At 31.4% G+C, this 15,530-nt stretch carries 15 protein-coding genes and 1 other RNA gene; 10 read left to right on the plus strand and 6 right to left on the minus strand.

Annotated features, from left to right (window positions below):
• Positions 1-6: 6 nt before the first annotated feature.
• The 3 genes from AABL81_RS04630 (at position 7) to rny (ending at position 2,098) form a co-directional block, all read left to right on the plus strand.
• Positions 7-309, plus strand: a complete 303-nt coding sequence (locus tag AABL81_RS04630) for a cell division protein ZapA (protein ID WP_341340454.1) — start codon at positions 7-9, stop codon at positions 307-309.
• A 62-nt stretch (positions 310-371) separates the two neighbouring features.
• Positions 372-479: non-coding RNA, 6S RNA (gene ssrS / locus AABL81_RS04635), on the plus strand.
• Positions 480-532: 53 nt separating this feature from the next.
• Positions 533-2,098: a ribonuclease Y gene (gene rny, locus AABL81_RS04640; RefSeq protein WP_158210327.1), complete on the plus strand. Its 1,566-nt coding sequence runs from the start codon at positions 533-535 to the stop codon at positions 2,096-2,098.
• 334 nt (positions 2,099-2,432) lie between these two features.
• Here the strand turns inward: rny and xerD are convergent, their stop codons facing one another.
• Both xerD and AABL81_RS04650 read right to left on the minus strand, forming a co-directional pair.
• Positions 2,433-3,344, minus strand: a complete 912-nt coding sequence (gene xerD, locus AABL81_RS04645) for a site-specific tyrosine recombinase XerD (RefSeq protein ID WP_341340455.1) — start codon at positions 3,342-3,344, stop codon at positions 2,433-2,435.
• Between the two features lie 94 nt (positions 3,345-3,438).
• Positions 3,439-4,104 carry an outer membrane beta-barrel protein gene (locus tag AABL81_RS04650; RefSeq protein WP_158210325.1) on the minus strand — a complete coding sequence of 222 codons (666 nt, stop codon included), beginning with the start codon at positions 4,102-4,104 and terminating at the stop codon, positions 3,439-3,441.
• Positions 4,105-4,519: 415 nt separating this feature from the next.
• Here AABL81_RS04650 and aroQ point away from each other — a divergent pair, with 415 nt between their 5' ends.
• Positions 4,520-4,936: a type II 3-dehydroquinate dehydratase gene (aroQ, locus tag AABL81_RS04655; protein WP_158210324.1), complete on the plus strand. Its 417-nt coding sequence runs from the start codon at positions 4,520-4,522 to the stop codon at positions 4,934-4,936.
• Positions 4,936-7,428: a DUF5686 family protein gene (locus tag AABL81_RS04660; protein WP_341340456.1), complete on the plus strand. Its 2,493-nt coding sequence runs from the start codon at positions 4,936-4,938 to the stop codon at positions 7,426-7,428. Before aroQ ends, AABL81_RS04660 begins: the two co-directional genes overlap by 1 nt.
• A gap of 88 nt (positions 7,429-7,516) precedes the next feature.
• Here AABL81_RS04660 and murA read toward each other — a convergent pair whose 3' ends face one another.
• The 3 genes from murA to AABL81_RS04675 form a co-directional block, all read right to left on the minus strand.
• Complete coding sequence (gene murA / locus AABL81_RS04665) at positions 7,517-8,830, minus strand: UDP-N-acetylglucosamine 1-carboxyvinyltransferase (protein ID WP_090408794.1); 1,314 nt, start codon at positions 8,828-8,830, stop codon at positions 7,517-7,519.
• On the minus strand, positions 8,830-9,537 hold the full coding sequence (locus AABL81_RS04670; protein ID WP_341340457.1) for a DUF4290 domain-containing protein: 708 nt from the start codon (positions 9,535-9,537) through the stop codon (positions 8,830-8,832). Before AABL81_RS04670 ends, murA begins: the two co-directional genes overlap by 1 nt.
• 100 nt (positions 9,538-9,637) lie before the next feature.
• The gene (locus AABL81_RS04675) at positions 9,638-9,922 is read right to left on the minus strand and encodes a DUF493 family protein (protein ID WP_158210320.1); all 285 of its coding nucleotides are present in this window, start codon (positions 9,920-9,922) and stop codon (positions 9,638-9,640) included.
• Between the two features lie 119 nt (positions 9,923-10,041).
• Here AABL81_RS04675 and AABL81_RS04680 point away from each other — a divergent pair, with 119 nt between their 5' ends.
• From AABL81_RS04680 to AABL81_RS04700, 5 genes are all read left to right on the plus strand, one after another.
• The gene (locus tag AABL81_RS04680; RefSeq protein WP_158210319.1) at positions 10,042-10,575 is read left to right on the plus strand and encodes an AAA family ATPase; all 534 of its coding nucleotides are present in this window, start codon (positions 10,042-10,044) and stop codon (positions 10,573-10,575) included.
• A 107-nt stretch (positions 10,576-10,682) separates the two neighbouring features.
• On the plus strand, positions 10,683-12,581 hold the full coding sequence (locus tag AABL81_RS04685; RefSeq protein ID WP_341340458.1) for a RecQ family ATP-dependent DNA helicase: 1,899 nt from the start codon (positions 10,683-10,685) through the stop codon (positions 12,579-12,581).
• Positions 12,578-13,522 carry a methionyl-tRNA formyltransferase gene (fmt, locus tag AABL81_RS04690; RefSeq protein WP_158210317.1) on the plus strand — a complete coding sequence of 315 codons (945 nt, stop codon included), beginning with the start codon at positions 12,578-12,580 and terminating at the stop codon, positions 13,520-13,522. Before AABL81_RS04685 ends, fmt begins: the two co-directional genes overlap by 4 nt.
• A gap of 166 nt (positions 13,523-13,688) precedes the next feature.
• Positions 13,689-13,970, plus strand: coding sequence for an HU family DNA-binding protein (locus tag AABL81_RS04695; protein WP_158210316.1), 282 nt, complete (start codon positions 13,689-13,691; stop codon positions 13,968-13,970).
• Positions 13,971-14,078: 108 nt separating this feature from the next.
• Positions 14,079-14,645: a YqgE/AlgH family protein gene (locus tag AABL81_RS04700; protein ID WP_341340459.1), complete on the plus strand. Its 567-nt coding sequence runs from the start codon at positions 14,079-14,081 to the stop codon at positions 14,643-14,645.
• Here the strand turns inward: AABL81_RS04700 and AABL81_RS04705 are convergent.
• Entirely contained in the window at positions 14,642-15,484 is an 843-nt protein-coding gene (locus tag AABL81_RS04705; RefSeq protein WP_158210314.1) for an aminotransferase class IV, read from the minus strand. The two genes, AABL81_RS04700 and AABL81_RS04705, sit on opposite strands and share 4 nt — an antisense overlap.
• Between the last annotated feature and the right edge of the window lie 46 nt (positions 15,485-15,530).

Raw genomic sequence — 15,530 nt, forward strand, 5'->3', positions numbered from 1 at the left:
AGGTATATGAGTAAAAATGATGAACAATTAAAGATAAAATTATCAATTGCTGATAGGGTTTACCCACTAACAGTTGGTTATTCTCAGGAGGAGGCCTTGCGTTCTGCTTCTAAGAAGATTGAGATAATGATTCATCAATTTGAAGAAAACTATGCTGTTAGAGATAAGCAAGATGTTTTAGCGATGTGTGCATTACAATTTGCATCGCAAAATGAACAGAAAACAATTGACACTACAGAAGGATATACAAAAGCTGTGGATAGATTAATAAAACTGGATGAAGCTTTAGATCGTATTCTATCAAAATAAATTCGAAATCACGTTCTTTACATAAGACTAAAAATACTGCTCACATTAGTACTGTTTGATAAACTCAACGCAAACAAATTAAAATGGGTGAATCTTTGCTACTAAAGCACGCTGCGTTAAGCAGATCCTTGAACAGCAGGCTAACTCAAAACTTGTTATTTAGAGAGTTTACGCGACTCAAGCTGGTGTGAGCTTTTTTTATATATAATTTATAGGAACATTTATGGAAATATTATTGATGACCATTGGAGGAATTGTGATCGGTGCCGCAATAGGCTTCATGGTAGCAAAATACCTTGAAAAAAACCATGCTTCTTCTATATTGAAAAACGCAGAGGGGGAAGTAAAGACAATTTTACGTGACGCAAAAGCAGAAGGTGAAGCAATCAAGAAAGAAAAAATATTACAAGCAAAAGAGAAATTCATTGAATTAAAATCTGAACACGAGCAAGTAATATTAAGTAGAGATAAAAAAATTGCTGAAGCTGAAAAGAGAACAAGAGATAAAGAATCTCAAATCTCAAGTGAATTAGCTAAAGCAAAAAAAGCTGTTGAAGAAGGAGAAAAAAGAGTTAAAGATTACGATCATAAACTTGAAATTATCGAAAGAAAACAAGAGGAAATTGAAAAACTTCACCGTACTCAAGTTGAACAATTAGAAATTATCTCTGGATTAACTGCAGAAGAAGCTAAGAATCAAATCATTGAAAGTTTAAAAACTGAGGCTAAAGCTAACGCAATGGCTTCTATTCAAGAAACAATTGAAGAGGCGAAACTTACAGCTCAACAAGAAGCTAAAAAGATTATTATCAATACTATTCAACGTATTGGAACGGAAGAAGCAGTTGAAAACTGTGTATCTGTATTCAATATCGAATCTGATGATGTAAAAGGTAGAATTATTGGTAGAGAAGGTAGAAATATTAGAGCTATTGAAGCTGCAACTGGTGTAGAAATCATCGTTGACGATACTCCAGAAGCTATTATCCTTTCTTGTTTTGACCCAGTTAGAAGAGAAATTGCTCGTTTATCTTTACACCGTTTAGTAACAGATGGTCGTATCCACCCAGCAAGAATTGAAGAGGTAGTTGCTAAAACTACTAAACAAATTGATGAGGAGATCATTGAAATTGGTAAGAGAACTGTTATTGATTTAGGAATTCACGGATTACACCCTGAATTAATCAAAATAGTAGGTAGAATGAAATACCGTTCATCTTACGGACAAAACTTACTACAACACTCAAGAGAGGTTGCTAAGCTTTGTGGTTTGATGGCGGCTGAATTAGGATTAAATGTTAAGTTAGCTAAACGTGCTGGATTACTTCACGATATCGGTAAAGTGCCAGAAACAGAAAGCGAACTACCACACGCAATCTTAGGTATGCAATGGGCTGAGAAATATGGTGAAAAACCTGAGGTTTGTAACGCTATTGGAGCTCACCACGACGAAATCGAAATGACTACGTTAATTGCTCCTATTATTCAAGTTTGTGATGCTATTTCTGGAGCAAGACCAGGTGCAAGACGTCAAGTATTAGACTCTTACATCCAACGTCTAAAAGATCTTGAAAGTATTGCTAACGAGTTCAACGGTGTGAAAAATGCTTATGCTATTCAAGCTGGTAGAGAATTACGTGTAATCGTAGAAAGTGAAAAAGTAACTGATGATATGGCGGCAACGCTTTCGTTTGATATTTCTCAAAAAATTCAAACTGAAATGACTTACCCTGGTCAAGTGAAAATCACTGTAATTAGAGAAACAAGAGCAATTAACATTGCTAAGTAATAAAACAAAAAAGGAGTTATTTTTCAATAACTCCTTTTTTTATGCTTAAAACCCTAAGGTCTTTATTTATTCTTTTAATCAATTACCTATTCTAAATTATACTCACTTCCTTTTCTATAAGTGTGAAAACAAATCTAACCTACTCCTGATCTACACAATCTCTTAGATCTATCAAACAACCGGTTTTTCTTTATAACAGCTATGGTTTAACCAACTGTTTACTATTGTACCACACTATCAACTTGTTATAAACAACCAACAATTCACGTGTATTTTATAGCATCCTACTCCCTCTTAAATACTTAACTTAAAGAAGTGGACCAAGAAATATTAACTATTTCTGTGACCTTGGGTGATAATCCTCTAAAACCACTCTTAAGCGCTCTGTAGTGATGTGTGTGTATATTTCTGTAGTTGTAATAGATTCGTGTCCTAACATTACCTGTATTGCTCTTATATCCGCACCATTCTCTAATAGATGCGTTGCAAATGAATGACGAAAGGTATGTGGACTTATATTCTTGTTCAACTCTACTTCTACTGCTAAACGCTTTATAATCGTAAATATCATCGCACGTGTTAACTGTGCTCCCCTTCGATTTAAAAAAACAATATCACTACTCTCTTTCTTTACTGTGTATTGTGAGCGAATAGTATTTACATATAAAGTAATTAACTCCATCGAATGCTCATCAATCGGAACAAATCTATGTTTACTCCCCTTACCTATTACTCGAATAAACCCTTCTTCAAAAAACAAATCAGATAATCGCAAACCAACCAATTCACTAACGCGAAGTCCACAACTATATAACACCTCTAACATAACCTTATTTCTAAAACCTTCCGGTGTTGACTGATCAATTGCACCAATTAACAAATCTATTTCCTCTAAACTAAGCGTATCTGGTAATTTACGCCCTGTTTTAGGAGCTTCTATCAACTCTACAGGTGACTTTTCTATATATCCTTCAAGAATAAAATAATTAAAGAAGTTCTTCAATCCCGAAATAATTCGTGCCTGAGTAGTAGGCGCTACAATTTCTGCAATTGAATATAAAAACTCTTGTACTAAGGCAACATCAATTTCTTCAAGTTTATACTCTTGTTCATATCCACCTAAATACATCAGAAACTTACGAACATCAAGCTCATAACTCTCCAAAGAATTTTCTGACAATCCCCTTTCCAACTTCAGATAAGTTGTAAACATTTTTATATTTTTCTCCCAGTAATTAGATAACATAAATTGATTTTATACCTTTCAAATATACAAACAAAAAAAAGAGCCTCTCGAAATGAGAGGCTCTTAATAATATAAGTTTTACTTATTCTATTAATTAGAATTTGTAAGTTAAACCAAATTTAGCATTATCAAAGAAGTTATTGAAAATGTTAACATTAGCGTTAGTGTTAGAAACAGTGTTTGTTTTTTCACCATCAACTTTTACATTGTAATTAGCGTAAGAGAATACGTTAGCAACGTTGAAAGAAACTGCTAAGTTTTGAGTTAAGAAGTAGTTGAAACCTAAGTCTAAACCAGCACGGATACCAGTTGCTTTGTTAGTAACTCCACTTACATCCATTTTACCTTCGCTAAATCCAACACCTACTTCAGCAAAAGTTTTGAAACGTTGACCAACTTCTAAGAAGTAGTAACGAGCAAAAACACCAGCGTAAGTTGATTTAATGTACTCTGCATCAACACCGTCAAAAGCACCATCAAATAATTCGTTGTCAAGACCTAATTTACCGAAACCTACAGAAGCTCCAACAGCAAATTTATCATTCAACATATAACCTACTTTAGGGTTAACTTCGAAGTTTGTAGTTTTAATTTTCTCATCAGATCCTGTCATTTTCACATTAGAATCAGAAATACTGAAGCTTCCTTCTAAAAATACATTAGACTCTTGGAATCCGTAAGTTGGTTTTTCTTTTTCTTGTGCGTTAGCTGCAAAACCAAAAGCTGCAACTGCCATAACTGAAAGTACTAATTTTTTCATATTTAGCTATTTTTAATTTTTAACTAAGTCAAATGTACAAACTACCTATAAAAACTACAGAATTTTTAATAAAAATATAACAGAATCGCAAAGAATAACCTATTATAAAAACCACAACACCTTGTATTACAAGGATATACAAAATAAAATATTTTACTTAAATAATTGTTAACAAAAGTACTAATAAACAGAACCACCTAATTATAACCAACAATAACACAACATCTACACATATTCACAAGAAGATTAACTTAAACACATAAATATATCTTTAAAAACAACCAAACATTAACAAAACTATAATTACATTTTGTCTTATAAATAAAAGTAAAGCACAAAAAACATAATATAGAGTGAATTAATAGTACACCTATACTATTATATAATATATTTGTTACTACTTAATTAAATGGCTATGAAAATATTAATAATTAATGGTCCTAACCTAAATTTATTAGGAAAAAGAGAGCCTACTATATATGGGGATCAATCATTTGAAGAGTATTTTCTTCGTTTAAAAAACAACTATCCAGAAGTACAATTAGAATACTACCAATCTAATATTGAAGGAGAACTTATTAATAAATTACACGAAGTAGGCTTTTCTTATGATGCAATAATCCTTAATGCAGGTGCCTATACACATACGTCTATTGCAATTGCTGACGCTATTGCTGCGATCGAAACGCCTGTCATCGAAGTTCATATTTCGAATACATTCAAGCGTGAAGAATTTAGAAAACATTCATATATATCAAGTGTTTGTCAGGGAACAATAGTTGGTTTTGGATTAAAAAGTTATGATTTAGCTATAGCATCCTTTCAAATTTAATGTCAAAATATCTATTTAATTCAGTAATTACAACTATAGTTTTATTACTTATTACTTGTAATGCTTACTGTCAAACAGCTTCTATATTAGGACGAGTGACCTCTCCTAACGGAAAAGCATTGCCTAATGCGAAGGTATTTGTCAAAAATACTGATAGGCAAACAACTACTAACATAGATGGTATTTTTAAAATTGGCGTAAATCAAAAAGACATAATTTTTATACAAGAAGAAGATCATATCACAAAAAAATTAGAATATACTGATAATAACACTCCAAATGGTCAATGGGATATTATCTTAAAACCTTTAGACCAAGTAGATTTTTTTTATGAAAATCCTCAAGATGAATATGCCTTATTTATAATGGGATTAGTTGCAAAAAATCTGAAACAAAATACCTTAACTAAGTATTCTTTTGACTACTATTCTAAAGGAAACTTACAATTAGCAACTTCCCGAAACTCTTTCTTAGGACAAAAAAGAAAAGATTTAGACCCTTCATTGGATATTGATCCATCAGGAAATTTTGTTTACCTCGGTGAAATTTCCTCTAAGGTTACAACATTAAATGAAAATCACACGACAGAAAAGGTAATTGGTCTTAAGGAGGTAGGTATTTCTAAGGACTTATACTTTTTAACTGCTTCTGATAGTGATATTAATCTGACTAACAAAGTCGCTTCAAAACAGTTTAATTTAGTCTCTCCACTAATGCCTTACGCTAAAACATATTACTATTTTACAGTTAAAAGCATTAACAAAGATAGCAATGGTAATACGCTATATGAAATAGAGTTTACTCCCAAAAGAGATAGAGAACCCATTATGAAAGGATCGATGACTATCACGAGTGATCAGTGGCAAGTAACACACCTATATGCTGCAATGAATGGAGAAAATATTGGGCTAAAACATATACAGCAATTGGTATTAGTTCAAAATTATAAACACGATAATAGTTTTAATAAATACATAAAGAGTTCACAGAATATTTATTTAAAAGGAAAGTTTCTTGTCTTCAACTTTACTGGTCAATTTGATGCCATTTATAGTGATTACCAATATGACAACACTTTACATAAAAGTGATTTCTCTAATGAGCTTATTCAATATTCTAATAACTTTTTAAACAAAACAGAAGATTACTGGGACAACCTAAGACCTTATACTTTGAAACAAAAAGAGATTGAGACCTTTAACTCACAAACTATTTTTGCACAAGAGGGAACTAAAGCTACATTAGATTCAATAGATAAAAGATCTAATAATTTTACTTTATTTAAATTAGTCAAAGGATACCAATACATTAACTCATATAAAGCTACTTCTTATTCGTATAGGGGATTGCTTTCAACATTTGCTTTTAATGCCGTACAAGGGTTTAATGTTACCACTGGACTTGACTACGTAAAAGATTACGATGACTTCCAACAAACACAAATGGGTACAATTGTTAATTACGGAGTGTCAGAAAACAAATATCGAGTTTCAGGATATGCATCTCATATTTTCAACCAAAAGAACTACAATAAAGTTACGCTTTCAGGAGGAAGTTCAATCTTACAATTCAACCAAGATGATCCGATTAAAACACCTATTAACTCATTTGCAAGTGCCTGGTTTGGTAAGAACTATGCGAAATATTTTCAAAAGAGTTTTCTTAAACTGCAATATGAACAATACGCTTTTAATGGATTAAAACTGACAACAAGCTTAGAATACTCCTCAAGAAAAGCACTGAGTAATCACATTAACACACCACCTTTCGTACCACATTTAACCTTTTCTTCAAATAATCCATTAGATCCAAATGATACAGAAAATCATCCATTCGAAGACAACAAGATCTTTAAATTAAACATAGGATTCAATTTAGTGTTTGATCAAAAAATAATAAGTTACCCTAATCGAAAACAATATATACCAACATCTAAATACCCTATTCTATTTTTAAATTTAGAAAAAGCATTAAACTCAACAACAAGTGATTACAATTATACTTATGTGTCATTATCAACTAAATACAATGACAACATTGGAAACATTGGTAATCTATATATTGGTTTAAGTGCTGGTAAATATTTAGAACAAAACAATATTGCTTTTACAGACTATAAGCATTTTAATGGTAATAGCACTTTTATAGGTTCATCTGCTGTGTATAACAAGCACTTTAACTTATTACCTTATTATGAATACAGTACAAACAAATCATATATAGAATTACACTTAGAACACGACTTTAGAGGGTTTATCATCAACAAAATTCCTCTTTTAAATAAAACGAGATATTCATTAGTTGCCGGATATCATATGCTACACGTGCCAGACAAAGATGTGTATGGCGAATTTAGTATCGGATTGAACAACGTTGGTTTTGGTAAGTTTAGACCATTTAGAATAGACTACTTCCGCGCTGTATCAGCTGATGCTCCAAATAAATACGGAGTCGTTTTTGGGATTAAAATATTGGATTTACTTCAAAAATAAAGAATAAAAAAAGGCTACGTGTAAAATTCACGTAGCCTTTTTTATATTACTTATTGTCTTATTCTTATAAAAACTAAGACAATTATATTTAATCTTCTATTCTCTCGATATGTGCACCTAAAGCTCTCAATCTCTCATCGATTCTTTCGTACCCTCTATCAATTTGTTCAATATTCTGAATTACACTAACCCCTTTAGCAGAAAGTGCAGCAATTAATAAAGAAATACCAGCACGAATATCAGGAGATGACATATTAGTTGCTTTTAACTGAGATTTAAAGTCGTGTCCAATCACCACTGCTCTATGTGGGTCACATAAGATAATCTTAGCTCCCATGTCAATCAATTTATCAACGAAGAACAAACGGCTTTCAAACATCTTTTGATGAATTAACACCTCTCCTCTTGCTTGTGTTGCCACTACTAAAATAACACTTAATAAATCAGGTGTTAATCCAGGCCATGGAGCATCAGCAATTGTTAAGATCGACCCATCAATAAAGCTTTGAATTTCATATCCTTCTGTATGAGCAGGGATATAAATATCATCACCTCTCTTTTCAAGCGTAATCCCCAATCTTCTAAATGTATTTGGGATAACACCTAAATGTTCCCACCCTACATTTTTAATTGTAATTTCACTTTTAGTCATTGCAGCCAGTCCAATCCAAGAACCAATCTCAATCATATCTGGAAGCATTGCGTGTTCACAACCGAAAAGTTCCTTAACTCCTTCAATTTTCAACAAGTTAGAACCTACACCTTCAATCTTTGCTCCCATTGAAATCAACATCTTACATAGTTGTTGAATATATGGTTCACAAGCAGCATTGTAAATTGTAGTTTTTCCTTCAGCTAAAACTGACGCCATTAAGATATTTGCAGTACCTGTTACAGATGCTTCATCAAGTAACATATCAGCTCCTACTAACTTTTCAGCTTCAACTCCGTAGAAATACTCTTCTTTGTTATATCTAAACTTTGCACCTAATTGGATAAACCCATCAAAGTGCGTATCTAATCTTCTTCTTCCAATTTTATCTCCTCCTGGTTTAGGAATATATCCTTTTCCAAAACGAGCTAATAATGGCCCTACCATCATAATAGAACCTCTAAGTGCTTTTCCTCCACTTTTAAAATCGTCAGAAACTAAATAATCTAAATTTAGATCATCTGCCTGAAAAGACTTTTTATTAGGTCCTAATTCCTCTATTTTAACCCCTAAATTACCCAATAACTCGATTAACTTATTAATGTCAATGATATCAGGAATATTAGAAATAACTACCTTTTCAGGTGTAAGTAAAACAGCACATAAAATTTGCAAAGCCTCATTTTTAGCTCCTTGCGCGTGCACCTCACCTTTTAATTGGAATCCTCCTTCTATTTTGAAAGTACTCATTATTTTTTACCTTTAGAGTGATAGTTATTATTTGTTTTAAACTTCTTGTTATTGCTATTTGTACTCGCGTTCTTTTGATTGCTTGTGAAATTAGCTTTATTTGATTGTTTTTTATTTACTTGAATTAGATTTGCTGTAGTAGACAGCTCTTCCTCTTTCTTAAACAAGTTTATTTTTCCATTTGACAATTCACATAAATGTTCAAAAATAACCTCGTCTTTAACTGTTTCCTTATTCCAGCTCAAGTAACTTTTTTTCATATGATTAGCAATAACCATAATTAAAGCATCTTTCATTTCTCCATCTTCCCAGGCAATAGCTTTATTAATCATATAGGTAATATTATTACCATAAAATCTATACTTAGGGTGATTTTGAGGATACGCTAATTTTTCAGGTTTGCTAAAAATAGTCTCTTGCGTAGCAATTGGAAAAGGACTATCAACATCCAATTCAAACTTTGACATCATAAATAATTGATCCCATAATTTGTGTTGAAAATCAGGCACATCTCTCAAGTGAGGATTCATACTCCCCATTACGCTAATTACATAGCGTGCAGCTTTGTTTCGTTCTTCTCTATCTTCAATTTTACAAACATGGTCAATCAAACTTTGCATATGACGACCATACTCTGGAATGACAAGAGCTTTTTTAGAAGTATTGTAATCTAAATTATTTACTGCTTCTCGAGAATTAAAATTCATAGGATACTATAATTATAAATGATGCGAAATCAATTCAGCTAAATATACTAAAAAAGGAATTCGCAATAAAATAAATGTTCTAATTAAAATTAAAACGAAGTTATAAAGAAACAATACCTTCTATTGAAGATACTGCAATATATTTATCAATAATTTCTTGAGCATTATTGACATTTAATTTTACAGATACGCTTGAGAACTTACCTGTACTTGAATTTTTGATTTGAATATCAGCTTTACAACCGTCGAAAGCTTCTTCTACTTGAGCAATTTTACTCGCATCACCTGGCACAATGAATTTGTATAAATAAGGTCTTGGCCAATTTGTATCACTCTCTAATTGCTCTTTAAGTCTTGCGTAAAAGTCTTGTGTTTTTTCGTCCATAATCTTTTTATTAGGCAAATATAATCATTTTTAGATGTAGTATTTTCAAAAGATGTCGTTAAAACTCTTTCATAGCAAACATTTTATTGTAATTTTGCACCTTTGATATTTACAGCAAAATGAACACAAAATTAATCTTAATCATAGGAGGCCCAGGATCTGGTAAAACGACGTTGATTAACGAACTTACTAAGAAGGGATATATTTGCTATCCAGAAATATCTCGTGAGGTAACTAAACAAGCTCAACAAAAAGGAATTGACCAACTATTTTTAACAGAGCCTTTACTGTTTAGTCAATTACTTTTAGAAGGGAGAATTAAGCAACATAAAGAAGCAATTTGCGAAAAAAGCAATATTGTATTTATAGATAGAGGAATACCTGATGTATTAGCTTATATGCACTACAAAGGGGATAATTACCCTGAAAGTTTTGATGCAGCTTGCAAAGAGCATATGTATCATCAAATTTTCTTGTTACCACCTTGGGAAAATATTTACATTAGTGATGAACAACGTTATGAAAGTTTCCAAGAAGCAAGCGAAATTCACGAACACTTAATTAACACATATTCTAAATATGGATATGATTTAATTGAAGTTCCTCGCGATACAGTTGAAAATAGAATAGACTTTATTTTAAGTAAAGTTTAATAAAATATCACAATTACACTAAAAGGGTTATAGTTTTCTAACTATAACCCTTTTATTTACCATAAAATACTTATATTCGTTACAAAACTTCTTGTAGTTAACAGATTATGGTTACACCTCTTGAAATACTTCAAAAGTATTGGCAGTACGATAGCTTTCGTGAACCCCAACAACAGATTATTGATTCTGTTCTGAAAGCAAAAGACACTTTTGCTTTGCTACCAACTGGTGGAGGTAAGAGTATCTGCTTCCAAATCCCTGCTTTAGTTATGCCAGGAACTTGTTTAGTTGTTTCTCCTCTAATCGCTTTGATTGAAGATCAAGTTAATAATCTAAACAAACTCAATATAAAAGCTACTGCAATTATAGGAGGTACGCCAATGCACGAGATAGATGCAATCTTTGATAATTGTCTGTATGGTAATTACAAATTTCTTTATGTTTCTCCTGAGCGCTTACAACAAACGTGGATATTAGAAAGAATAGAAAAACTTAATATCAATTTAATTGCAATTGATGAAGCACATTGTATTTCTCAATGGGGACATGATTTTAGACCTTCTTATTTAGAATTAGGGAAACTTCGCAATTTATTTCCTAATACACCTATCATTGCTTTAACTGCTTCTGCTAACCAAAAAGTAGTGGAAGATATCTGTACTAATCTACAATTAATAGAACCTAAGATTTTTACGAAAAGCTTTTATAGAGAAAACTTAATTTATGGAGTTTATAAAGTAGAAAATCAGATAAACATTGTAGAGAGAATTTTACGAAAAAATGCTGCTCCAAGTATTGTATATGTTAGAACGAGAAAAGAAGCTTTTTTCTTTGCCCAACGCTTAAATCAACTCAATTTTAGTGCTACTTATTTTCATGGTGGACTGACTATAAATGAGAAGAAAAAAAGGATGCAAGACTGGATAGAAGAAAAATCTCCTATCATAGTTGCAACAAATGCCTTTGGAATGGGAATTGATAAAAAGAATGTGAAAAATGTCATTCATATTCAGATTCCTGAAAATATTGAAAACTATTACCAAGAAGCAGGACGTGCTGGTAGAGATGGCAACAAAGCATTTGCTACAATATTATTTACTGATCAAGAACTAAAACAAAATACAACCCAGTTTAAAGATAGTTTGTTTGATAAAGAATTTTTAAAACTACTTTACAGAAAATTAAACAACTTTTTAGGAATAGCCTATGGCGAAGGTTACAATAGCGTAAATAGTTTTAATTTTAATCAATTTTGTTTTCACAATAAATTCGCTTACCGTAAAGCATATAACGCTTTACAATTTTTAGACAGACAAGGAGTAATACGTCTAACTCAAAATACTGGAAATAAAACAAAACTAATTTTTACAGCTTCAAGTAGTGATATCTTAGATTTCTCATATGATAACGAAATATATGAAAACATTTTATTGTTTATTCTTAGAACCTATCCTGGTATCTACGAATATGAAACTGATATAAATCTTGATATTATTTCTCAACATACAGAAGAAACAATAGAAAACATCGTAAAATGCTTACAAGAATGTCAACAACAAGAACTATGCAGATTCACTCCTGAAGAGAATGATATAACAGTTATATTTAATGAAGCTTGGGAAGAGGATAGAGCTTTATTCAGAACGTTCCCTCATTTAAAACTATACAATGAGAAAAAAATAAATCAATACGACTCTTTACTGTTTTATATTCAAAATGAAGATATTTGCAAAAACAGAATTCTTTTAAAATATTTTGATGAAGAATTAGATAAAGATTGTGGTACGTGCTCTACTTGTATGAAGAAAAAACTGAATTCTACTTCTAAAGAAAAAGTAAATGTTATATCACAAATTTATAAACTCATACAAGAAAAACCTTTAAGCATAAAAGATATTGACTTATTAAATCAATTTACAAAAGATGAAATCTCATATGCTATTCAAGTGTTACTTGAAGAGAATAAAATAAAACCAAACGATAAAAATCAATACCTAATAATATGAAAGACTTACGTATCATTTTTATGGGAACACCTGACTTTGCAGTTGGAATCCTTGATGCTATGTATCAAAATAAATACAATATAGTAGCAGTAATTACTGCACCTGATAGACCAGCTGGTAGAGGTCAAAAACTAAAATATTCTGCTGTTAAAGAATATGCTCTTGAAAAAAGCCTACCAATCCTACAACCTACAAACCTTAAAGATGAAGCTTTTTTAGAAGAACTTAAAAGTTACAATGCTAATTTGAATGTGGTTGTTGCCTTTAGAATGTTACCCGAAGTAGTTTGGAAAATGCCTGAATTAGGAACTTTCAACTTACACGCTTCTTTATTGCCTGACTATAGAGGTGCGGCACCTATTAACTGGGCGATTATCAATGGGGAAACAAAAACAGGTGTTTCAACTTTCTTTATTGACGAAAAAATAGATACGGGAGCAATTATCTTGAAAAAAGAGGCTCTTATCGATGAGAACGAAAGTGCAGGCGAACTTCATGACAGGTTAATGCTTTTAGGAGCAGAAACAGTAATAGAAACGCTTTCTTTAATAGAGAACGACAAAGTTGTAACAACTACTCAACCTAAAGAGGAAACAAAGACAGCTTATAAACTAAATAAAGACAACACTAAAGTTGACTTCTCAAAACCGGGTGCTGCTATTCACAATTTGATTCGCGGACTTAGCCCTTACCCTACTGCATGGTGTACAATTACAGATAAGGAACAAGAATGGAACGTAAAATTGTACGAAACTATTTTTGAAAAAGAAGTACACAATTTACCATTAGGTACAATAACTCATACAAAGAAGGAAATAAGAGTAGCGATTCAAGATGGTTTCATTAATATTCTAAGATTACAATTCCCAGGAAAGAAACCAATGAAAGCAAACGAATTGCTAAACGGAGTCTCTTTTACAGAGGAAGCAAAAGCAATTTAACAGCATTAAAATCAAGGTTTTAATACTAAAGTGACTTTGGCTTAAAAAAAACCAAAATAAAACTTTAACTTTTTCTATTTTTTTGGGCAAAACACTTGTTTTATAAGAGAATAGCCCTAAATTTGTAAGAGGACGTTAATAAAGTTAACCATTAAAAAAAATTATTATGAACAAAACAGAATTAATCGACGCGATTGCTAAAGATGCAGAAATCAGTAAAGTAGCAGCTAAAAAAGCATTAGAATCATTTTTATCAAACATCGAAACAACTTTAGCTAAAGGAGATAAAATTTCATTAGTAGGTTTCGGTTCTTGGTCTGTGACTGATAGAGCTGCAAGAGAAGGTAGAAATCCTCAAACAGGAAAAACTATTAAAATTGCAGCTAAAAAAGTTGTAAAATTCAAAGCTGGTTCTGAATTAGAAGGCGCTGTAAATAAGAAAAAGTAAGCATCAATAAAATAAATACTTTTTTTAAAGATCTAAAAAGACTTCATTTTTATTAAATGAGGTCTTTTTTTTGTATATTAGGTTATCAACAATACCTTTTTTTTCTAAATGACAAACAAAAAAAACATCTCTAAAGGTGATATGCTTATTTCTTTACCTTCTGCTAACTTGATTGATTTATCTTTCTCGAGATCACTAATCATATTGGCAGACCACGAAGAATTAGGTTCTGTCGGATTTGTACTTAACAAACCCCTTGAAGTAACTTTAAATGATTTAATTCCTACAACGGATGCACACCATACTATTTATGAAGGAGGTCCTGTAGAACAGGATAAAATATTTTGCATACATAAAAGACCAGATGTTATACCTAATTCTTTACATATATACGAAGAAATATATTGGGGAGGTGATTTCGACACCATTTTAAACCTAATAAATATTGGAGTACTCTCTAAAGAAGATATACGGTTTTACTTAGGCTATACAGGATGGGATATTAATCAATTAGAGAATGAAATAGAAGATAACTATTGGATAACTATTGATAAATTTGAATATGATTCTCTTTTGACAATTCCCTCTAAACAAGTATGGAAAAAAGCTATAAAATCATTAGGCCAAGATTACTCCATCTGGCTAAATGCACCAGAAAATCCGAACTTCAATTAAAGAAGTCGGATTTTTGCATTTAATCTATTTAATAAATCTTTTGAAAGATCATTTTTAAATTCCTTCTTACGGTATTTAGTAACAGCTTGAATACCTGTAATAACATTAGTCAAGAAAATCTCATCTGCTTTTTGTAATTCAAAAGGAGAAATAGAAACCTCTTCCAATGTATAATCAGGGTGTTTCTCAAGTAATTCCATTACTTGTTTACGCATTATACCTTTTACACATCCATCACTTAAAGGTGGAGTTTTTACCACTTTATCTTTAACAACAAAAATATTAGCATTCAAAGCTTCTACAATATTTTTACTATCATTCAATAAAAAACAGTTTTGATATCCATTCTCATCAGCAAAAATACTACCTGTTACATTTATCAAACGATTATTTGTTTTAAGTGTAGATAGTAAATGCGCTGTTACATAAAAATCTTTATATAGCTCAACTTCGTATGCAACTTCATCAAAGCCATAAACCGATTGATCCAAACGCTCTGCGGTTGCGATGTAACCAATCTTTCTATCAGTTGGAAGATATCTACCATTTGCATCACGATAAACATTGAAACGAACTCTAATAGCGTTTGCATTACTATCTAAAGCCTGTGCTGTTTTAATAATTTCCTCTTGAAAATATTCCATTGTAAACTCCATTGGAATTGCCATTCTCAAGATTCTCATTGAAGACATTAATCTAAAATAATGATCCTCTACAAATAAAACTTTATTATCTAATACTCTAACTGTTTCAAAAACAGCATCTCCATATAAAAACCCTCTATTATTTTCTAATGATATCTCACTATTAGAAACAATTTTGCCGTTAACATTAATCATATTTCAATTATTCTGATTACTATTAACGGCAAATATAAGTTATATT

Source organism: Myroides sp. C1519 (genome assembly GCF_038039755.1).
GTDB lineage: Bacteria > Bacteroidota > Bacteroidia > Flavobacteriales > Flavobacteriaceae > Flavobacterium > Flavobacterium phaeum_A.